The organism is Pseudomonas sp. GW821-FHT09H03 (assembly GCF_059415945.1).
The window spans coordinates 63318-81764 of sequence record NZ_JBWKOF010000011.1; the positions used below are offsets into that span (position 1 = coordinate 63318).

Here is an 18447-nt window from a genome sequence, read left to right on the forward strand (position 1 = left end):
GGCGAGGGGGCTTGCCCCCGTTCGATTGCGCAGCAGTCGTAAAACTGCACAACCCCGCTCCCACAAGGACCGTGGAGACGGAAGAACATGAGCGACTTCAATACGCTGGAACTGCTGACCGACCCTCGGGGTTTCGCCACCCTGTGGCTCAGCCGTGAAGAAAAGAACAACGCCTTCAACGCCGAAATGATCCGCGAGCTGATCCTCGCCCTCGACCAAGTAGCGAGCGATTCCAGTTTACGTTTCCTGTTGCTGCGCGGTCGCGGCAAGCATTTCAGTGCCGGCGCCGACCTGGCCTGGATGCAGCAATCGGCTGAACTCGATTACGCCACCAACCTCGATGACGCCCGGGAACTGGCGGAGTTGATGTATAACCTGGCCAAACTGAAGATCCCGACCATGGCCGTCGTGCAAGGCGCAGCCTTTGGCGGCGCGCTGGGCCTGATCAGTTGTTGCGACATGGCCATTGGTAGCGATGACGCACAGTTCTGCCTGTCGGAAGTGCGCATCGGCCTGGCGCCAGCGGTGATCAGCCCGTTCGTGGTGCAAGCCATCGGCGAGCGCGCGACCCGTCGTTATGCATTGACCGCCGAACGCTTCGGCGGGCAGCGGGCACGGGAAATCGGTTTGTTGTCGCAGAGCTACGCCGGTGCCGAGCTGGAACAGAACGTCGAGCAGTGGATCGACAATCTGCTACTCAACAGTCCGGCCGCGATGCGCGCCAGCAAGGACCTGTTGCGCGAAGTCGGCGACGGCTCACTGACCCCCGCATTGCGCCGCTACACCGAAAACGCCATCGCCTGCATCCGCGTCAGTCCCGAAGGCCAGGAAGGCCTGCGCGCCTTCCTGCAAAAACGGCCGCCGAGCTGGCAGGCACCCACCACCACCAAGGAGCCGCGTTGATGAGCGCACCTGTCCTCACCACTCTGCTGGTGGCCAACCGCGGCGAAATCGCTTGTCGGGTGATGCGTACCGCCAAGGCCCTGGGGCTGACCACCGTGGCCGTGCACAGCGCCACTGACCGTGACGCCCGCCACAGCCGTGAAGCCGATATTCGCGTCGACCTGGGCGGCAGCAAGGCCGCCGACAGCTACCTGCAAATCGACAAACTGATCGCTGCGGCAAAGGCCAGTGGCGCCCAGGCCATTCACCCCGGCTACGGCTTTCTGTCGGAGAACGCAGGCTTTGCCCGCGCCATCGAAAACGCCGGCCTGATCTTCCTCGGCCCGCCCGCCTCGGCCATCGACGCCATGGGCAGCAAGTCCGCGGCCAAGGCCTTGATGGAAACCGCCGGCGTACCGCTGGTGCCCGGCTACCACGGCGAAGCCCAGGACCTGGAAACGTTCCGTGCGGCCTGCGAACGCATCGGCTATCCAGTGCTGCTCAAGGCCACGGCCGGGGGCGGTGGCAAGGGCATGAAAGTGGTCGAGGACGTCAGCCAGCTGGCTGAAGCCCTGGCCTCGGCCCAGCGTGAAGCGCAGTCGTCCTTCGGTGACTCGCGGATGCTGGTGGAGAAGTACCTGCTCAAACCGCGCCACGTGGAGATCCAGGTCTTCGCCGATCAGCACGGCAACTGCCTGTACCTCAACGAACGGGACTGCTCGATCCAGCGTCGCCACCAGAAAGTCGTCGAAGAAGCACCGGCGCCAGGCCTGAGCCAGGAACTGCGCCGCGCCATGGGCGAAGCCGCCGTGCGCTCGGCCCAGGCCATCGGCTACGTCGGTGCAGGCACCGTCGAGTTTCTGTTGGACGCCCGCGGTGAATTCTTCTTCATGGAGATGAACACACGCCTGCAGGTCGAGCACCCGGTCACCGAAGCCATCACCGGCCTCGACCTGGTGGCCTGGCAGATTCGTGTGGCTCGCGGCGAGGCATTGCCGATGACCCAGGACCAGGTGCCGCTGATCGGCCACGCGATCGAAGTACGGCTGTATGCCGAAGACCCGGGCAACGATTTCTTGCCCGCAACCGGACGCCTGGATTTGTATCGTGAATCTGCCGAAGGGCCAGGGCGCCGGGTCGACAGCGGTGTAGAAGAAGGCGACGAAATCTCGCCGTTCTACGACCCGATGCTCGGCAAATTGATTGCCTGGGGCGAGGACCGTGAACAGGCGCGTCTGCGCCTGTTGAGCATGCTCGACGAATTCGCCATTGGCGGTCTGAAGACCAACATCAACTTCCTGCGCCGCATCATCGCTCACCCGGCGTTTGCCGCTGCCGAACTCGATACCGGGTTCATCCCGCGCTACCACGAACAGCTGTTGCCGGCCCCGTCCGAGCTCGGCGAAGACTTCTGGCAGGCGGCCGCCCAGGCGTTTGCCCAGAGCCAGCCGCACGCAACCCGAACCGATGACCCGAGTTCGCCGTGGGCCGCTCGCAGCGGCCTGCGTGTCGGACTGCCGCGGGAAGTCACCCTGCACCTGAGCTGCGAAGGCCAGGACCGGGCGCTGACCCTGGGTGCCACGGATGCTCACAGTGCCAGGCTCTCAGGCGACTACCTGACGACTGAGCACAATGGCGTACGTCGCCAGCATCGCGCCATTCGCAGCGGCGACGCCGTGTATCTGCAATGGCAGGGCGAACTGCGCCGCATCGAGTCCTACGACCCGATCAGCGCCGTCGAAGCCAGCCACAGCCATCAGGGCGGCCTGACCGCGCCGATGAACGGCAGCATCGTGCGGGTGCTGGTGGAGGCCGGGCAAACCGTGGAAGCCGGGGCGCAGTTGGTGGTGCTGGAAGCGATGAAGATGGAGCACAGCATCCGCGCGCCCCATGCCGGGGTGATCAAGGCGCTGTATTGCCAGGAAGGCGAGATGGTCAGCGAAGGCAGCGCACTGGTCGAACTGGAGGAAGCCTGAAATGAAGATCGGTCCTACGCCTTGCGAGGACCGATCTGATCAGAATTTGGCGGTTGCCTGAACCACTACGCCGATGATTCGGCACTCGTCGTGGTACAAGGCTTTCGGATACGTCGGATTGAGCGGGACCAGGTAACGCTGCCCGCCCTCTTCGATCAGCTTGCGAAAGGTCGCCTCGGGGCAGTCGGGCCACTGCGCAATGACCAGTTTTCCCGGCACCGCCGCCACTGCCGGATCCACCAGAATCATCATGCCTTCGGCAATGCTGATGCCACAGGGTGCGGTCATCGCATCCCCTGTCACTGTCAGCCAGAATGCTGCGCCCCGGGCGTGGTAATCGGACAACTCGAAACGCCCCGTGTCATAGACCGCGGTGTCGCCGTCGCGCACTTCGACAGGTTCGCGCCAGTCACTGACCGGGTAACGGAAATACGGGTTGTACTTTTGTGTCAGAGGGATTTCGTCGTCCTTGGATGCCTGCGGTTCCTTGATCACCAGGGCGACCTCGAGAAACCCCAGGCCCAGCGCCTGCAGGACACGATTCATGTCATCGATGCCCGGCTCACGACGTTTGTTAAGCCAATGACCAATGCCGCCCTGGGACATCCCGAGGCGTTCGGCGAGTATTTCCTGGGTGATTTTGAGTTCACCCATCTTGGCCTTGACCAATTCAATCCATTTATCCATGTGCGGCACGATACGTGGGCGTCTCCGGCCATCAAAACACAAATTGTAGTATTTAAATTATCGTCACAAATACAGATCGTACTAACATGAATTCACGGATCTGAATTCATCACGGAGTTTGCCATCATCATGGAACACCCTGCCAACGACCTGCCAGACATGCAAATCGACACCACCCTGACCTCGCCGCAAGGCTCTGCCGCAGCACAACGAGCGCTGGACTATTACTTGAAACCAACAGTTTCCGAGGCGGTGGTCGAGACGCGCTTCTTCGATGTGAGCCGCAACGTCAGCAGTGAAGAGGCATTGGTCCATGCTTCAGACCTGTTGCGCTGTGCCGCGGCCACCGCGTTCGAATCGGCCAGCCATCTGCAAGGCGCCATCCGCGACCTGGCGTTTTCGACCGTGCACATGATCGACATGGCCAAGGCCCTGGTGGATCGTTCTCTGGAAGGACGCTGAAGCGCGGACGAAAATACGGGAGGGCGGAAGAGAATTTTCCCGCACGGATAAAAATGCTTGACCTACAAACGATAATGATTATTATTACATCTACTGATCGCGAGATCAGTCGATGGACCAGGTGACCTTAGGTCGGTCTCCTGGACTATCTCCTCATCAGGCTAATCACGGTTTTTGACCCGGCTTTTTGCCGGGTCTTTTTTTGCCAGTTAATCTGGCTTTGGCTTCAGGCTAATGAAGTCTTTGGGGGGCCGCTAATTGAATGGCGCCGATGATGGCAAAAGAATGGCCGATGGCAATAGAAGCCCGGCACCACTGGATCAAACCAACGACGAATAGCACTTGAGAATCAATTGCATAGTCTCTAAGCTGCGCCGGCGTCATGGAGGACGCCCCCACTGCTCCACCCCATAAATTCCCTCGGTTTCACCCAAGCCTTGCGTGTAAAGTAGCCACCATAAAATCATATTCAGGAACCGATTATGACCGTGGCGAAATCCTCCTTCGACATCAGTGCCAACTTCGACAGCGGCAACATTGAAGTGCTGGATATCAGCAATCCGCTGCAGGCATTGCTGGCCATCAAACCCGATACCCGCAGTCAGCATTTCCAGTGGTTCCACTTCAAGGCCAGCGGCCTGCATGTCGGCCAGGAACACTGGTTTCGCCTGAACAACGCCAGTCGATCCTCGTATAACAAAGCCTGGGATGGTTATCAGGCAGTCGCGTCCTACGACCACGTCAACTGGTTCCGCGTACCGACCATCTTCGAGGGCGACTGCCTGCGTTTCAGCCTTGAAACCACTGCCACTCATGCCTGGTTCGCCTATTTCGAACCCTATAGCCGTGGTCGCCACGACTGGCTGATCGAGCAGGCCCAGACCAAGGCCGGCACCGAACTGCTGGCGACCGGCAAGAGCGTCGAGGGGCGGGATATCCAGTTGCTGCGCAAAGGCACCGGGGCCGAAGGCCGACGCAAGGTGTGGATGATTGCCCAACAGCATCCGGGCGAACACATGGCCGAATGGTTCATGGAAGGGGTGATCGAACGCCTGGAGCAGCACGACGACCCGGTACTGAACAAGCTGCTGGCCAGCGCCGACCTGTACCTGGTGCCAAACATGAATCCGGACGGTGCGTTCCACGGTCATCTGCGCACCAACGCCATGGGCCAGGACCTGAACCGGGCCTGGCAGAGCGCCAGCCAGGAGATCAGCCCGGAAGTCCTGTTCGTACAGCAGCAAATGGAACAGTACGGAGTCGACCTGTTCCTCGACATCCATGGCGATGAGGAAATCCCTTACGTGTTCACCGCCGGTTGCGAAGGCAACCCGGGCTACACGCCACGGATTGAAAAACTCGAAGAGCACTTCCGCAGCCACCTGAAGCACCTGACCAAGGACTTCCAGAGCAAATACGGTTACACCCGGGACGAACCGGGTAAAGCCAACATGACCCTGGCCTGCAACAGCGTCGGCGAGAAGTTCGACTGCCTGTCGTTGACCCTGGAAATGCCCTTCAAGGACAACAATGATTCGCCCAATACCTTGACGGGATGGTCGGGCAAGCGCTCCAAACAGTTGGGCAAGGACGTGTTGACCACCGTGGCTGACATGGTCGATACCCTGCGCTGATTCACCTCGATGGTCGCACCGGCCACTGCGGTCTGATCGAACTGGATGCGTCCTGATGATCACCGTAGGAGCCGGCTTGCTGGCGATAGAGGCATGAGTGTTTCGTACGTCTCAGGCCCATCGCCGGCAAGTCGGATCGCCGCACCGCAGCTCCCACAGGATCGCGTAGGGGTCAGGTGCGATCCCTGCCCCGCAGCATACTGTCCAGCACTTCATCCCGCCGTACCCAACCGTGGAACAACGCCGCCGCCAGGTGCAGCAGCACGGTCAGGAACAACAGATACGCCAGATAGCCGTGGGACTTGCGCAGGAAGGCAAATACCTGGGCATTGGCCGGCACAATCGACGGCAACTGCAGCGAGTTGCTGAGCATCACCGGCTCGCCAGACGCGGAAATCATCGTCCAGCCCAACAGGGGTATGACCAGCATCAAGGCGTACAGCAACACATGCGACGCCTTGGCCGCCAATACTTGCCACCCCGGCAAATCTGCCGGCAGCGGTGGCTGCGTGGTGGAGAAGCGCACCACCAGGCGCACGATCACCAACAGCAAAATGGCCACGCCCAGGGGTTTGTGCAGGTGGATCAGCCATTCATGACGTTCGGAAACCGAGGCAACCATGCCCGCGCCGATAAATAGCATGGCGATGATCATCAGCGCCATAAGCCAGTGCAGCAGGCGCGCCAGCGGTGCGAAGTGGTTAGGTTGAGTGCTCATTGCCGGGTCTCCTGTTTGGCGGCGGGCAATTGGCTGACTTCGCTGGTGCGACGCAGGTAGGAATTGGAGTAGCCGGCTGAACGAGCCGCGAGCAACGGGTCGTCGGACCCTTCGATACCGGCGGGCAGTACCAAGGGGTCGTAGTTGATGTCACGGCATTCGCCGTTGAGTTGTGCCTGGGCTTTCTCAAGCACCAGGGTGCCGGCGTTCAATACCTTGCGCCCCTCAGGCCAGGCCTTGCTGGCGTCATTGACCGGGTCGCCGGGGTTGGCCAGGGTAATGTTCAACTGCCAGCGCAACGGCCCCGCGGCGATTCGCTGAACCAGATCTTTCTCGAGAAAATCGCCCCCTTGCGGTGCCGTCGCCCCCGCCGCATCCTGCGCCACCGGCACCATGCTCCAGCGCACGGCCTGCTTTTGCCCGGCCGCGTTGACCAGGTAAAAAGCATTGACGCTGTTGTAGGTCTCGGTCACGTAACTGGCAGACGGTTTGGCGGTTTTGATCCAGGCCAGAAACGGTGCGGTTTCCGGATGAGAAGCGAAGAACGCCGGCGGCGCAGCGGGGTTCGGCTTGCCGGTGGCCGGGTCCGGTGACTGGGCTTTTTGCAGCTCATAGAATGCTTGCGGCGTACCTACCGGGAACACCGGCATGCTGTTCATCCCGGTGCGCCATTGCTGACCGTTGGCCTGGGTGAAGCGCAGCGCCATGCTGCGGATCGGCACGGCGTTGTCCGGCGCGTATGGATTGCCGGCTGGCAAAGCGAATCGCCCGACCACCGGGGTTTGTGCCTGATTGAACACCTGAGCTGTGGAAAAGCTGCGCGCCTCGTCAGTGCTCTCGAAATGGCCGATCACGCAAACGCCTTTGGAGTGGTTGCGACGGAACCCGGGATGCACGCCGTTGTTGGTTTCGAGCACATTGATCAGTTTTTTCGGGGTCAGGCGCTGGGGGTCGAGCGTACCGTTGACATAGGCAAAAGCCCCGGCGACTGCGGCGACAACCACGGCAATGCCCGCCAGTCGTAACGTCAGGCTCGCGGCACTCAACGGTGGCCTGCCCGGCGGTGATGATCGATCTACCATGAAAGACTCCAGGGCCATCGGCCACAAGTGAGAAGAATCAAGCAGACGAACCGCACCCGGGTTTATTCCTTGGTGCGGTGTTTATTTTTTCAGGCATGGAATAACTTCCGATACCAAGCGTCTTGCTGGACACTCACCACAGCGTAGTGACCAGTCAGAACTTCATGAACGATATTGACGAACAACTCAGAGAAATCATTCCGCGACTGCGCCGTTTTGCCGTGTCGTTGACCCGCAACGCCAGCAGCGCCGATGACCTGGTGCAAGCCAGCCTGGAGCGTGCGCTGTCCAGTTGGGGCGGTAAACGTGCGGGCGGCGACCTGCGCGCCTGGTTGTTTTCGATCCTGTATCGACAGTTTCTCGATGCGCACCGACGCTCGCGACGTTATGCGCGAATGCTCGAATTTTTCACCGGGCGCGACGATGCGCAGCCTTCGGTAGAGCGCACGGTGATGGCTCAATCCACCCTCAATGCCTTTGACCAACTGCCCACCGAGCAGCGTGCGCTGCTGCTCTGGGTTTCCGTGGAAGGCTTGAGCTATAAAGAGGTCGCCGAGATTCTCGACGTCCCCACCGGTACCGTGATGTCCCGCCTGTCCCGGGCGCGCCAGGCCCTGCGCCAACTCAGTGATGGCGAAATCAACCGCCCTTCCCTGCGGAGACTCAAATGATCAGCATGCCCCCCGGCGAGCGCGACCTGCACGCCTACGTCGACCATCAACTGAGCGACGCCGACCGCCGCCTGGTGGAGACTTTTCTCGGCAATAACCCCGAAGTGGCCGCACAAGTGCGCGCCTGGCAGCAGGATGCCCAGCACCTGCGCGCGGCCCTCGGTGGCGCCTTGCAACAGCCGCCGAACCCCACGCTTGATCCGGCGGTGATACGCCAGCGCCTCAAACGCCAGTCCCGTCGACACCTGGCCAGTGCCGCTGTGTTGCTCATCGCCGTCAGCATCGGCGGTATCAGCGGTTGGCAAGCGCGACAAATGACACTGGCAAGCCCCCAGCTTCCGATGACCGATGCCCTGCAGGCGTATCGGCTGATTGCCCAGCAAGGCGTCCTGCCAGCGGATTACAAAGTCGGCGCCGACGGTGATATGCAGGATTGGCTCGACCGCTACTTCACCCGGGCCAATCGCCTGCCCGACCTCTCGGGTGCAGGATTCAAACCGGCCAGCGGGCGTTTGCTGAGTACTGAACAAGGCCCTGCGGCCATGGTGGTCTACGAGGATCAGGGCGGGCAGAAAATCAGTTTCTACGTGCGCCCGCCAGGGCCGAAAAACTTCCTGTTGCCCAGGGGCAGTCGTATCGATGGCGGGTTACAGGCCGAGTACTGGTCGGGCAGTGGCTACAACTATGCGATGGTCAGCCCGGCGGATACGGCGGCGGCGCAGATGCTCAAGCAAACCACGCAGTTCTGATCACGCCCCCACTGGTTCTGCGGCATGACCTTAGAACCCGACATCCAGCACCACGTTGTCCAGATAGGTCCCCGCCGGTGGGGTGGGCTGGTCGGTATAGATCTTCGCGTTGTAGTTGAAGATCTGGCTGCCGGTGCCAAGCCCGTTGCCGGGATTGACCTCGGCGTCGCTGCTGGCCCGGCGCGCGCTGCCGACGCTGCCCCAGCGGGTAGTGCCGGCGCTTTTGAAAATGTCGTAGGCCAGATAGTTGCTGCCTGAAATCATCCGCCGCCGACCGTTGACACTGATTGCATTTTGTCCGTCACTCAAGCCCACGGTGTAAGCGCTGCCCTTGGTGCACATCAGGTTGATGGTCTGGCCGGTGACCGGGGTAAAAGCGCTGACCACCGGGGCGCTGCCGAATGCAATGTTCGGCGCGGTAATGGTGCAGTCATTGGCGACCGTCAAGTTGACGGTCAGGGTGGCCGTCCCATTGCTGATGTCACGCCCCAGGCACAGGTCGCCAAGACCGATACCGGAGCAGTAGTTCCAGCTCCATAAAATACTCAGGGTTTCGGTGTACACCCCGGCCGCGACATTGCTGCCGATAGTGGTACGCAGGTAAAGCGGCACGGTTTTCGGTGTTGTGCCGTTAAGCAGGCCGAGGGCGTCGATGATGCCGTTTCGGGCGAAGTCATACGGTGTGCCGCGAGTAATGGGATAACTGGTGCTGTTGTTGGCGTAGAGGGTGTAGGCGATGACATCACCGGTGGGGCCGACCAACCCGCTCTGGAGGGATGTGACGGTCGCCCAGAAATGGTCATTGCTGGTCAGCAATGACAGCAGTGAACCGGTGCAACTCAACCCGGCATTGAGCGTGGAACTCGATTGCGCGGTGGTGCGCACGGCAATCGAACTGAGGGTGCCGAACGCCACCGGCGTGGTGCCCACCACCGAGCACAGCGCCCATGTCGTCCCCGGAATAAGCAGCGCTGACAACAGGAGCCATTTCACCAGACTCATTGGCACACCAACGGCCCGATTAACGGGATCTGATCCTGATTCATATCCACGGCGAACTGCACCGCGCAGGTTTTGCCGCCTGCCAGGGTCACCCGCAGATTGTTCTGCGGCTGGAGGTTTTCCAGGTACACCAGGCCGTCCCAACCCACCACGGTCTGCGTGCCGCTCTGCTCGTGCACGACGCTACTGCCCAAGGGCAAATCCTGCTGCTGCGCATCCACCAGTACGATGCTCGCGGCGACCATCCGGCTCAGCGCAAACTCCAGCAGATAACCACTGCCACGGCGCACCGCGATGCGTTGTTCGACATCAGGGCTGCGTACGTTGGCCGGCAGATTCAGTGGATCGATTTCATATTTGCCACGGTAATAGGCGCTGCTCCAGGGCACCAGCAAGTGACCACTGCGGTCAGTCTGGCCTACCACCTGGTTTTCGTAACGCACCGGAACATCGGCGAAGCCATCGGTGCTGACCACCACAAAGGCATCGTCGATGCGATTGGCGGCGAACACTTGCCGGTCCATCCACACCAGCGATCCACTGGCATCGGCCCAACGGGTTTCGGCTTCGTCGGTACCATAGACGCCGGCCTGCAACTGCACCGACTGCAGGCGCCAGGTCAGGTCGGCCTGCCGGTACTCCGGCCCGTCACCTTGGGCGTAGCCCAGGTTGAAACCCACCCCACCCTGGGTCGGAACAGCGCGGCTGTAGTTGACCCGTTGCTGGGTTTGCCCGCTGTTGCTGCGTTCGCTGCTGACCGCCAGGCTGCCGTGCAGGTCGAACGGAACCACCAGTTGCGCCTGCACCGCCCAATTGCTGTCGCTGATCTCGCGGTTGGCCGACAGGTAGAAACTGCTGTTGTGCCACAGCGGCTTGCTCCATGTCAGGTTGAGTAAGCGGGTGCGCGAATCATCCACCGCGCGCACGTCGAAATAACCGACACCGAGGCTACCCCAGGCATCGAGGTTCAGGCTCAGGGTCGCCTGTTCGCTGCGCTTGCTCAGGCTCGCAAAAGGTGTGTCGATCACACTCAGGTCGGCGTATTGATCGCGACGTTGCAGGCGCTGCCAGCTGAAGCTGTAGCGCTGGTTGCTGTACTGATAACCGATGCTCAGTTGCTGCCCGCTGTCGCCGTCGAAACGGCTTTGGCTGATGGCCGTGTTAAGCACGCCGAAATTGCCCAGGCGCATGTTACCGCCGACACCTGCGAGGGTCAGGGCATCCGAAGCTTCGGCGTGGCTTTCCAGGGTCAGGTAATCACTCAAGCCATAACGCAGACTGCCGGAACTCACGCCCGGGCCGTAGCCGAAATCGCGCAGGCCATAGTCACGGCGCAAGGTGCCGGCCGCCACGGAATAATCACTCAAGCCTTTTTGCAAAAGGCTGCTGGTGACGTAGAACGGCACCGTCGTCGAGACCTGACGCCCCAACGCATCGGTGGTGACGACCACGGCTTCACCGGCACCGTTGATGAACGGAACGTTGGTCAGGGTGTACGGACCGGGTTGCAACTCGGCGCTGCTGGATTTGTAGCCGTTGATGAACAGGTCCACCGAGGATGGCACGGCGGCCTCGCCAGCAAACTGCGGCAAGGGATAGGTCACCAGGTCCGGACGCACCGCAAAATCCCTCGACAGCTGCACCCCGCCCAGGCGTACTGAGCTGGTCCAGGGCAAGGCACCGCTGATCACGTCGCCCGCCTCGTAGGTCAGCAGGCGTTCATCGTCGGAGTAGCGCCAGGTGGTGTCGTAGCGCAGATAGCCGTTGTCCAGGGTGTTGATCGAGTCGCCGGACAGGGTGCGTCGATACTGCCCGGTGTTGGACAACGTGCCCCAACTATCAAACAGCCGCACCTCGTTCCAGGCGGCGAGGTACGTACCGGCATCATCGGTGTCATTGAAGTACAGGTCATAGTTGAACAAGGCACCGAAACTGCTCATTGCCGGGGTGCGCGGATAGACTTCGCTGCGTCCGACGAACTGCTCCGGCAGCCAGTCTGGCGGTACGTCCAGAAACAGGCGCTGGGCGGTGCTGTCGTACTCGCTGTGCAGGCCCGGCAGGCTGTCGAGGCTGACCTCGGCTGCGAGGTTTTCCGGCAGTTTCATGCCGGTTTCGCGCAACGCAGACGTCGGAACAAAAAGCTGCCCGTTGCGCTGCTCCACCGCCACGACCCGGCCGGTATTCATCTGGTTGACCACCATTTCCAGAAACAACTGCGCATCGGCCACCGCCTCCATGCCGCTGGGCGGAGGCGGCAGGTCGCCGGCCTCTGCGTGATGAACGACCAACAGGCTGCACACACAGCCCATGGCCCACAACGGACACTGAATCTTGTGAGCCCACCCCTGGCTCATTAGCGCTTCTCGCCCATTGGACTGTTTACCCCTTCAACGCCCGGCTACACAGGCAAGCCCCCTCACCACAAAACGCTCAACCCTCCCTAACGTGCCGGCGCAACACTCTGCACCTGCGGTGCGCCATTGACCCGCACCTGCAAGGCCGGGTCGCCTGCCAGCGGCCCGGGGGCCGGCCAGCGCATGATCGCGCCGGGCAATACATACCCGAGCAAACCGTCTACCAGCGGCCGCGTCTGGCTGCCCTGCTTGAGTGCCACATCGGTCAACCGCGCATGCACCGCGCCCTGGTTGCGCACTTCCACATAGGGGCGCCCGTCTACCGCCACCGTGCGCCAACTCAAGTCCGCCTTGCCCGCGCCCTTGGGGTCTCGCGGGCGAGTGCTGTCTTCCTTGCTCCACAGGCCCGCGCCGTAGGCAAACAGAGGGACCGAATAACGCATCTGGAAGCGAATCGCTGCGCCAGTCTTGCCGTCATCGGTGGAGGGAGGTTTCGCGGAAGGGATTTCATCGATGATGATGCGATACGCCAGTTCCTGCCCCGGTGGAATTTCCCGGGTTCGGGTCAGGCGCACCAGTTGCTTCTGACCCGGCTCGATCTTCGCCACTGGCGGGCTGCCGATCACGTCGCGCTGGTTCTGGTACTGATCACTGAACCCACTCTGGCTCCAGGCAAAGACGCGGATTTGCAGATTGGCGGTTTCATTACCGCGGTTTTCCAGCCACAACGCACTGGCCTGTTGATCCGCTTCCAGTACCGGATCGATGGGCCAGATCAATACTGAACTGGCCGCCTGCACGTTAAACGCTGTGAACAGCGCCAATGCCATCGCCGTAAAGCCAACGACGCAATGCCGCTGCGAAGATGAATGCATCTGTCGACTCCTTATAATCTACCCATTCCGTTACCACGATAGCTGCACCTGCAGCACATCGCTATACGTACCCCCCGGCTGATTGCCCGGCAATTGCACCTGGCCGTAGATCGGCAGGTTGATGTTGTTTGCATCGGCGTAGGCCACGGCCACGCTCTGGCCTATCCCCAATACCTGGCTGTACGCCGCATCGCGGAACAACTGGTACGCCACCCGATTGCTGCCGGTGCTGAGCTGCAGGTGTCGCCCGCCGCTGTTGTACTGGCCGCCATCGACCGTCATGTTCAAGGTCACGCCCGGCGTGCATTGCAACTGCACGCCACCGGTCAGCGCCACCTGCACCGTGCCAGTGTCCAGCGCCGAGCGGCTGCCGAAGTTCAGGCTGCCGTAACTGGAAACACCACCCACGACCAGACACCCCGGGGTCACCGTGGCGCTGACCTGGAAACTCTGGCTGGTCACGGCGGACAGCGGCAACGGCACGCTACCCGCGCACAACAGGAGCAACGCCGCACACCCGTGGCGGGCCATGACGCTAGAACGTCAGTTCGACGGCGACGGTGTCGGTGTAGGTCCCTGCCGGCAAACCGGCCTTGCCCAAGGCCTGACCGTAGATGTTCACGGTCTGCGCCGCACCGGTGCTGGCGGCGAGGTTGATCACGCCATCGATAGCCAGTAACTGCGAATGCCCGGCATCGGTGTACAGGTCATAGGGCACGTAGTTGGCGACACCGTCGAACAGCGCGCGGCTGCCGCCCGGCGACATTCCGTCATTGGTGCCGGCACGCACCTTGATCGTCGGGGTGGTGCCGCTGGAGCAGAGAATCGACAGCGCCCCGCCACCGCCACCCAGCACCTGACCCGTAGCGGTGGTGAACAGACTGTCGGTGGTGCCGAAGTTCAACGCACCGAAATTGAGGTTGGAGGAGCCGCCGGCGCCGTTCACCTGGCAACTGCTGACCAGAATCAGGCTGGCGGAGATCTGGCCGGTGACCGTGGTGGCGGCCTGGGCGCCTGACGCCAGCGTCAGGCCAAGCAATGACAAACCAATTCTGGATGCAAACATGTGCATGGAGTACGTCCTCTACAGTTTTACCAGTCGAGCGTCACCGTCAGCGTGTCGGTATAAACACCGGCCGGTAGTGCGCGGGTATTCGCCACCACCGAGCCAAATACCGGAATCGGTACCTGGGCTGCGCTGGTGACAGCGAAATTTTGCTGTTGGCCGATGCTGTAGCTTTGGCTGCCAGAGGCATCGAGGAACAATTTATAGGGGATGGTCTGGCGACCGTTGCTCAGGCGTCGAGTGGTACCGTCGCCGTGGGTGCCACCATCGATGGTGACGGTGAACCCGGTAACCGTGGGATTGCAGGCGACGTTCAGTTTGCCGCTGCTGTCTGAGCTGAGACTGGCTTTGAGCGGGGTACTCCAGGTCGGGCCTTGCTCGCCGAAATCCAGGGTGCCAAAGTCGTTGACCGGGCTGTCGGGACTGGCCCCATTGGACACCTGGCAACCGGCGATGATGGTCAGGCGCGCGTGAAACTGCCCGCTGATCGCCGCTTGCGCGTCCTCGGTCAGCAGCACCAGTGCTGCCGCTATGACAACCATCCACAATCTGCTTTTCATGAGGTAATACCCGAGGCCCTCAGAATGCACGTACACGCGCGTTCGCCAGCGAACGCCCCTTCCTTGCACAGACCCGCTGCACCGGGCTGTTTGATCATCGTAGCTACCAGGTGACGGTCACCTTCACCAGGTCTGAATAGCTCCCCGCATGCGGTATCTGCGCCAGCGGCTCGATTCGCGCATACAGCGGCAAATCCACGGAACCGCTGTCAGGCACACGACCGCTCATCGGCTGATCCACCATCAGGGGGATGCGCCGCGCCGGGTCTTGATAAAGCCGATAGGGGATGGGTTGAGCGGAACCAGCATTGGCCGCCATGTAACGCACGTCGCCGACCCCGCCGTGCAGGCCACCGTCAACGCGTAATTGATAAGGGGTATCCGGGTTGCACTCGAGTCGCGGCAGGCGTGCATTCGTCAGAGCGGCCCCCAGCGGTCCCGCCTGGTCGTCCAGCCGTGCGGTACGGCCGAAATCCAGCACGCCCAGTTGTTCAATGCCGGCACTGTGTTGTGCCCCGACCAATTGACAGCCCCACTGCACGTCGACCCGAACCTGCACCTGAAGCTCTGCGGCCAACACCGGTGCACCGAGCGCTACGCCCATGACTGCCAATACCACACGTCCATTCACGGCCCCATTCCTCTTGAGAGGAGCTTTGTGTGGTTGAGGTTAGCAATGCACGGGGAATCCGCCAGTCAACGGACCAGTCTTGCCCCACAATCGGGCATGGCTATATGCCATGAATGCAACAGGCCAGCATCCCGGCGCCGCGATAAATCGTGCCACCAGAAACTTTCTGGCCAATGGCCTGCCGACACCGCTGGAAGCAAAAATTCCCGGCTCTGGTTACACTATGGCGCCGCAACACAAAGCGCCTGTCCGCACTCCAGAGGTGATACCCCAGTGGCCGTTCGACCGCCCAACCGTTCGCCCATCAAATCGCGCTGGCAAACGTTGCGTCGCCTGCTCGGCAAAGTACCGGCTGCCGGCAACGCCGTGGCCGGCCAAATGATCCACGACCACTTTCGCCAACAGGCCCATGCCCAGGGTTACACACTCAGTCACAGCCAACAGCGTGTCATCGACTACATGGCCCTCCATGCCTGCACGCTGATGGGTGCCGCGGCAAAGCCCCTTCCCGGCCTGTACCTGCATGGTGCCGTGGGGCGCGGCAAAAGCTGGCTGCTCGACGGGTTTTTTCGGGCGATTCCCCTGGCGCAAAAGCAACGCCTGCACTTTCATCAGTTTTTCGCCCAACTGCACCTGGGCATGTTCGAGCACCGCGATCAGGCCGACGCCCTGGCAGTCACCCTCGATGAACTGCTCAGCGATTGCCGGGTGCTGTGTTTCGATGAGTTCCACGTGCACGACATCGGCGATGCGATGCTCATCACACGGTTGTTCAAGGCACTGTTCAAGCGCGGCATCCTGTTGCTGGTCACCTCCAATTATCCGCCCGAAGGCCTGCTGCCCAATCCGCTGTACCACGCACGTTTCAAACCGGTGATTGACCTGATCAATACGCGCATGCAGGTGATGGAGGTCGGCGGGCCCCACGACTACCGCAGCCAGGCCCGGACCCATGCGCATCAATTGTTCACTCAGGGTCACTACGTCTGGCCGGCAAGCGTGGCGCAACGACAGGCGTTGAACCTGCCCGGGCACAATGCCCCGCCTGTATCGCTGGCGGTGGGCAGCCGGCATTTTCGAGCGCGTTTGCGCGAAGGTCGCAGCATCGGTTTTACCTTTACCGACTTGTGCGATCAGCCCACGGCGGTGATGGATTATCTGGAGCTGTGCCGCCAGTTCGACCGCTGGATCATCGATGAACTGCCACTGCTGGGCGATTGCACGATTGCCGCCCAGCAGCGCTTTATCAACCTCATCGATGTGCTGTACGACCAGGACAAGCACCTGACATTGCTCGGCCAGCACTCATTGCGTGAAAGCCTGGGTGGCGATGCCATCGATCTTGCGCGCACCCGCAGCCGATTGGGGCAACTGGTCGAAGTCAGCGAACCGGCCTGACAGTCGCCACACCTTTGCCGCTATCATGTCGCCCATTTCCGGGGCCCCGCGCCCTCCTCTTGGTTAACAGCGAATCTGTTCATGCACACCCTTGCTCAATTGCGCGCCGGCGAGTTATCGGGCGTCACACGGCTGGATCTGGCCGAAGGCCTGACCGAGTTCCCGCGGGAAATTTTCGATCTGGCAGATTCCCTGGAAGTACTCAACCTCAGCGGCAATGCCTTGAGCGCGCTGCCCGAGGATCTGCATCGCCTGACCCGTTTGCGAGTGCTGTTCTGTTCCGATAACCGCTTCACCGAGTTGCCGGCGTGCCTGGGTCAATGTGCCGCGCTGACGATGGTCGGTTTCAAGGCCAACCGCATCGCCCACGTGCCAGGCGCAGCGTTGCCGCCGCTGCTGCGCTGGCTGATCCTCACCGACAATTGCATCGAGTCGCTACCCAGCGAACTGGGAGAGCGCCCGCAGCTGCAAAAACTCATGCTCGCCGGTAATCGCTTGCAGGCATTGCCCGAGTCCCTGGGCAACTGCCATCGGCTGGAACTGATCCGCATCGCCGCCAACCAGTTGCCCGGGTTGCCGCAGTGGCTGCTGGCCCTGCCGAGCCTGAGCTGGCTGGCCTATGCCGGTAATCCGCTGGAAACCGAAGCCGATGCCGCCGCCCTCGACGCCACGCCGCGCATTGACTGGTCGGCACTGCATCTGGAGAAAAAACTCGGTGAAGGCGCGTCCGGAGTCATTCATCAGGCCAACTGGCAATCGGCCGATCAGCCAGCCATGCCGGTGGCGGTGAAGCTCTACAAAGGTGAAATGACCAGCGATGGCTCGCCGCTGCACGAGATGAACGCCTGCATTAGCGCAGGCTTGCACCCGAATCTGATTCGCGTCGAAGGGCGGATTGTCGATCACCCGCAGAATTCCGCCGGGCTGGTGATGCGCCTGATCGCCCCGAGTTATCGCAACCTCGCCGGGCTGCCGAGCCTGGCGTCCTGCAGTCGCGATGTCTACGCCGACGACCTGGGTTTCAGCGCAACCGTGGCCCTGCGCATTGCCTCGGGCATCGCCTCGGTGGCTGCACACTTGCACCGTCACGGCATCACCCACGGCGATCTCTATGGCCACAACATCATGTGGAATGAACAAGGGGAATGTTTGCTGGGAGATTTTGGCGCAGCGTCGTTTCATGCCACCGACGACAGCCATGAAAGCCGCGCGCTGCAACGCATCGAGGTACGGGCGTTCGGGATATTGCTGGGAGAATTGCTGGAGCGGATTGATTCGGGGTTGAACGATGAGCAGCGCGCGGTTTTAGAAGACTTGCAACGGCGTTGCTGTCAGCCGCCGGTATTGGAGCGGCCGGGGTTTGACGAGGTTGTTCAGGCGTTGGCTGTGTTCAAAACGCTAAACACAAACTTGTAGCAAGGGGGCCTGTTGTAGTGAGGGGCACGCTACTGCGACGGGCTTGCTCTGGGGAGGGGGCTTCTGTGGCGAGGGGGCTTGCCCCCGTTGGGCTGCGTAGCAGCCCCCCAAAGCAGCGACCGCGGTGGTGGTCATGGGGCGGCTTCGCCACCCAGCGGGGGCAAGCCCCCTCGCCACAAAAGCCCCCATGCCATAGAAGCCCTCATGCCACAAAAGCCCCCATGCCATAGAAGCCCCCATGCCACAAAAGCCCCCATGCCACAGAAGCCCTCATGCCACAGAAG

18 protein-coding genes are annotated in these 18447 nt (G+C 61.5%); 8 read left to right on the forward strand and 10 right to left on the reverse strand.

Features of this window, described 5'->3' with window-relative positions; genetic code table 11:
* Positions 1-87 precede the first annotated feature (87 nt).
* Together AC07OG_RS17130 and AC07OG_RS17135 are read left to right on the forward strand one after the other, a co-directional pair.
* Complete coding sequence (locus tag AC07OG_RS17130) at positions 88-903, forward strand: gamma-carboxygeranoyl-CoA hydratase (RefSeq protein WP_495067569.1); 816 nt, start codon at positions 88-90, stop codon at positions 901-903.
* Positions 903-2858, forward strand: a complete 1956-nt coding sequence (locus tag AC07OG_RS17135) for an acetyl/propionyl/methylcrotonyl-CoA carboxylase subunit alpha (RefSeq protein WP_495067570.1) — start codon at positions 903-905, stop codon at positions 2856-2858. The genes AC07OG_RS17130 and AC07OG_RS17135 overlap by 1 nt, the downstream gene beginning before the upstream one ends.
* Before the next feature lie 39 nt (positions 2859-2897).
* Here the strand turns inward: AC07OG_RS17135 and AC07OG_RS17140 are convergent, their stop codons facing one another.
* Entirely contained in the window at positions 2898-3545 is a 648-nt protein-coding gene (locus tag AC07OG_RS17140; RefSeq protein WP_060543515.1) for a LexA family protein, read from the reverse strand.
* Between the two features lie 129 nt (positions 3546-3674).
* Between AC07OG_RS17140 and AC07OG_RS17145 the strand changes: the two genes are divergently transcribed.
* Together AC07OG_RS17145 and AC07OG_RS17150 are read left to right on the forward strand one after the other, a co-directional pair.
* Positions 3675-4007, forward strand: coding sequence for a DUF6124 family protein (locus AC07OG_RS17145; protein ID WP_060543514.1), 333 nt, complete (start codon positions 3675-3677; stop codon positions 4005-4007).
* A 482-nt stretch (positions 4008-4489) separates the two neighbouring features.
* Positions 4490-5641: a M14 family metallopeptidase gene (locus tag AC07OG_RS17150; RefSeq protein ID WP_495067571.1), complete on the forward strand. Its 1152-nt coding sequence runs from the start codon at positions 4490-4492 to the stop codon at positions 5639-5641.
* 172 nt (positions 5642-5813) lie between these two features.
* Here the strand turns inward: AC07OG_RS17150 and AC07OG_RS17155 are convergent, their stop codons facing one another.
* Complete coding sequence (locus tag AC07OG_RS17155; RefSeq protein WP_218425021.1) at positions 5814-6359, reverse strand: cytochrome b; 546 nt, start codon at positions 6357-6359, stop codon at positions 5814-5816.
* Positions 6356-7441 (reverse strand): catalase family peroxidase, encoded by a 1086-nt coding sequence (locus AC07OG_RS17160; RefSeq protein ID WP_218425022.1) that lies wholly within the window; start codon positions 7439-7441, stop codon positions 6356-6358. The genes AC07OG_RS17155 and AC07OG_RS17160 overlap by 4 nt, the downstream gene beginning before the upstream one ends.
* Positions 7442-7605: 164 nt before the next feature.
* Between AC07OG_RS17160 and AC07OG_RS17165 the strand changes: the two genes are divergently transcribed.
* Both AC07OG_RS17165 and AC07OG_RS17170 read left to right on the forward strand, forming a co-directional pair.
* Positions 7606-8112 (forward strand): sigma-70 family RNA polymerase sigma factor, encoded by a 507-nt coding sequence (locus tag AC07OG_RS17165; protein WP_495067572.1) that lies wholly within the window; start codon positions 7606-7608, stop codon positions 8110-8112.
* A complete protein-coding gene (locus AC07OG_RS17170) occupies positions 8109-8861 on the forward strand; it encodes an anti-sigma factor family protein (protein ID WP_495067573.1) in 753 nt (250 codons plus the stop codon). The genes AC07OG_RS17165 and AC07OG_RS17170 overlap by 4 nt, the downstream gene beginning before the upstream one ends.
* Before the next feature lie 30 nt (positions 8862-8891).
* Here the strand turns inward: AC07OG_RS17170 and AC07OG_RS17175 are convergent, their stop codons facing one another.
* The 7 genes from AC07OG_RS17175 to AC07OG_RS17205 all read right to left on the reverse strand — a co-directional run bounded on the left by AC07OG_RS17175 (position 8892) and on the right by AC07OG_RS17205 (position 15322).
* Positions 8892-9863, reverse strand: coding sequence for a Csu type fimbrial protein (locus AC07OG_RS17175; protein WP_495067574.1), 972 nt, complete (start codon positions 9861-9863; stop codon positions 8892-8894).
* The gene (locus AC07OG_RS17180; RefSeq protein ID WP_495067575.1) at positions 9860-12217 is read right to left on the reverse strand and encodes a fimbria/pilus outer membrane usher protein; all 2358 of its coding nucleotides are present in this window, start codon (positions 12215-12217) and stop codon (positions 9860-9862) included. Before AC07OG_RS17180 ends, AC07OG_RS17175 begins: the two co-directional genes overlap by 4 nt.
* An 86-nt stretch (positions 12218-12303) precedes the next feature.
* Positions 12304-13092 (reverse strand): fimbrial biogenesis chaperone, encoded by a 789-nt coding sequence (locus AC07OG_RS17185; protein WP_495067576.1) that lies wholly within the window; start codon positions 13090-13092, stop codon positions 12304-12306.
* Between the two features lie 30 nt (positions 13093-13122).
* Positions 13123-13623 carry a Csu type fimbrial protein gene (locus AC07OG_RS17190; RefSeq protein WP_495067577.1) on the reverse strand — a complete coding sequence of 167 codons (501 nt, stop codon included), beginning with the start codon at positions 13621-13623 and terminating at the stop codon, positions 13123-13125.
* A gap of 4 nt (positions 13624-13627) precedes the next feature.
* Entirely contained in the window at positions 13628-14164 is a 537-nt protein-coding gene (locus tag AC07OG_RS17195; RefSeq protein WP_060543505.1) for a Csu type fimbrial protein, read from the reverse strand.
* Positions 14165-14184: 20 nt separating this feature from the next.
* Complete coding sequence (locus AC07OG_RS17200) at positions 14185-14718, reverse strand: Csu type fimbrial protein (protein WP_495067578.1); 534 nt, start codon at positions 14716-14718, stop codon at positions 14185-14187.
* A 103-nt stretch (positions 14719-14821) separates the two neighbouring features.
* A complete protein-coding gene (locus AC07OG_RS17205) occupies positions 14822-15322 on the reverse strand; it encodes a Csu type fimbrial protein (protein ID WP_495067629.1) in 501 nt (166 codons plus the stop codon).
* Between the two features lie 300 nt (positions 15323-15622).
* Here AC07OG_RS17205 and zapE point away from each other — a divergent pair, with 300 nt between their 5' ends.
* Together zapE and AC07OG_RS17215 are read left to right on the forward strand one after the other, a co-directional pair.
* The gene (zapE, locus tag AC07OG_RS17210; RefSeq protein ID WP_495067579.1) at positions 15623-16747 is read left to right on the forward strand and encodes a cell division protein ZapE; all 1125 of its coding nucleotides are present in this window, start codon (positions 15623-15625) and stop codon (positions 16745-16747) included.
* Between the two features lie 81 nt (positions 16748-16828).
* Positions 16829-18163, forward strand: coding sequence for a leucine-rich repeat-containing protein kinase family protein (locus AC07OG_RS17215; protein WP_495067580.1), 1335 nt, complete (start codon positions 16829-16831; stop codon positions 18161-18163).
* Positions 18164-18447: the final 284 nt, after the last annotated feature.

What these genes read in the sequence shown, in the direction of transcription:
- AC07OG_RS17175 (WP_495067574.1), bottom strand. Translation starts at nt 9,863, where the DNA reads ATGAGTCTGGTGAAATGGCTCCTGTTGTCAGCGCTGCTTATTCCGGGG.
- AC07OG_RS17155 (WP_218425021.1), bottom strand. Translation starts at nt 6,359, where the DNA reads ATGAGCACTCAACCTAACCACTTCGCACCGCTGGCGCGCCTGCTGCAC.
- AC07OG_RS17205 (WP_495067629.1), bottom strand. Translation starts at nt 15,322, where the DNA reads ATGGGCGTAGCGCTCGGTGCACCGGTGTTGGCCGCAGAGCTTCAGGTG.
- AC07OG_RS17185 (WP_495067576.1), bottom strand. Translation starts at nt 13,092, where the DNA reads ATGCATTCATCTTCGCAGCGGCATTGCGTCGTTGGCTTTACGGCGATG.
- AC07OG_RS17135 (WP_495067570.1), top strand. Translation starts at nt 903, where the DNA reads ATGAGCGCACCTGTCCTCACCACTCTGCTGGTGGCCAACCGCGGCGAA.
- AC07OG_RS17190 (WP_495067577.1), bottom strand. Translation starts at nt 13,623, where the DNA reads ATGGCCCGCCACGGGTGTGCGGCGTTGCTCCTGTTGTGCGCGGGTAGC.
- AC07OG_RS17145 (WP_060543514.1), top strand. Translation starts at nt 3,675, where the DNA reads ATGGAACACCCTGCCAACGACCTGCCAGACATGCAAATCGACACCACC.
- AC07OG_RS17170 (WP_495067573.1), top strand. Translation starts at nt 8,109, where the DNA reads ATGATCAGCATGCCCCCCGGCGAGCGCGACCTGCACGCCTACGTCGAC.
- AC07OG_RS17130 (WP_495067569.1), top strand. Translation starts at nt 88, where the DNA reads ATGAGCGACTTCAATACGCTGGAACTGCTGACCGACCCTCGGGGTTTC.
- AC07OG_RS17195 (WP_060543505.1), bottom strand. Translation starts at nt 14,164, where the DNA reads ATGCACATGTTTGCATCCAGAATTGGTTTGTCATTGCTTGGCCTGACG.
- AC07OG_RS17150 (WP_495067571.1), top strand. Translation starts at nt 4,490, where the DNA reads ATGACCGTGGCGAAATCCTCCTTCGACATCAGTGCCAACTTCGACAGC.
- AC07OG_RS17215 (WP_495067580.1), top strand. Translation starts at nt 16,829, where the DNA reads ATGCACACCCTTGCTCAATTGCGCGCCGGCGAGTTATCGGGCGTCACA.
- AC07OG_RS17180 (WP_495067575.1), bottom strand. Translation starts at nt 12,217, where the DNA reads ATGAGCCAGGGGTGGGCTCACAAGATTCAGTGTCCGTTGTGGGCCATG.
- AC07OG_RS17165 (WP_495067572.1), top strand. Translation starts at nt 7,606, where the DNA reads ATGAACGATATTGACGAACAACTCAGAGAAATCATTCCGCGACTGCGC.
- AC07OG_RS17160 (WP_218425022.1), bottom strand. Translation starts at nt 7,441, where the DNA reads ATGGTAGATCGATCATCACCGCCGGGCAGGCCACCGTTGAGTGCCGCG.
- AC07OG_RS17140 (WP_060543515.1), bottom strand. Translation starts at nt 3,545, where the DNA reads ATGGATAAATGGATTGAATTGGTCAAGGCCAAGATGGGTGAACTCAAA.
- AC07OG_RS17200 (WP_495067578.1), bottom strand. Translation starts at nt 14,718, where the DNA reads ATGAAAAGCAGATTGTGGATGGTTGTCATAGCGGCAGCACTGGTGCTG.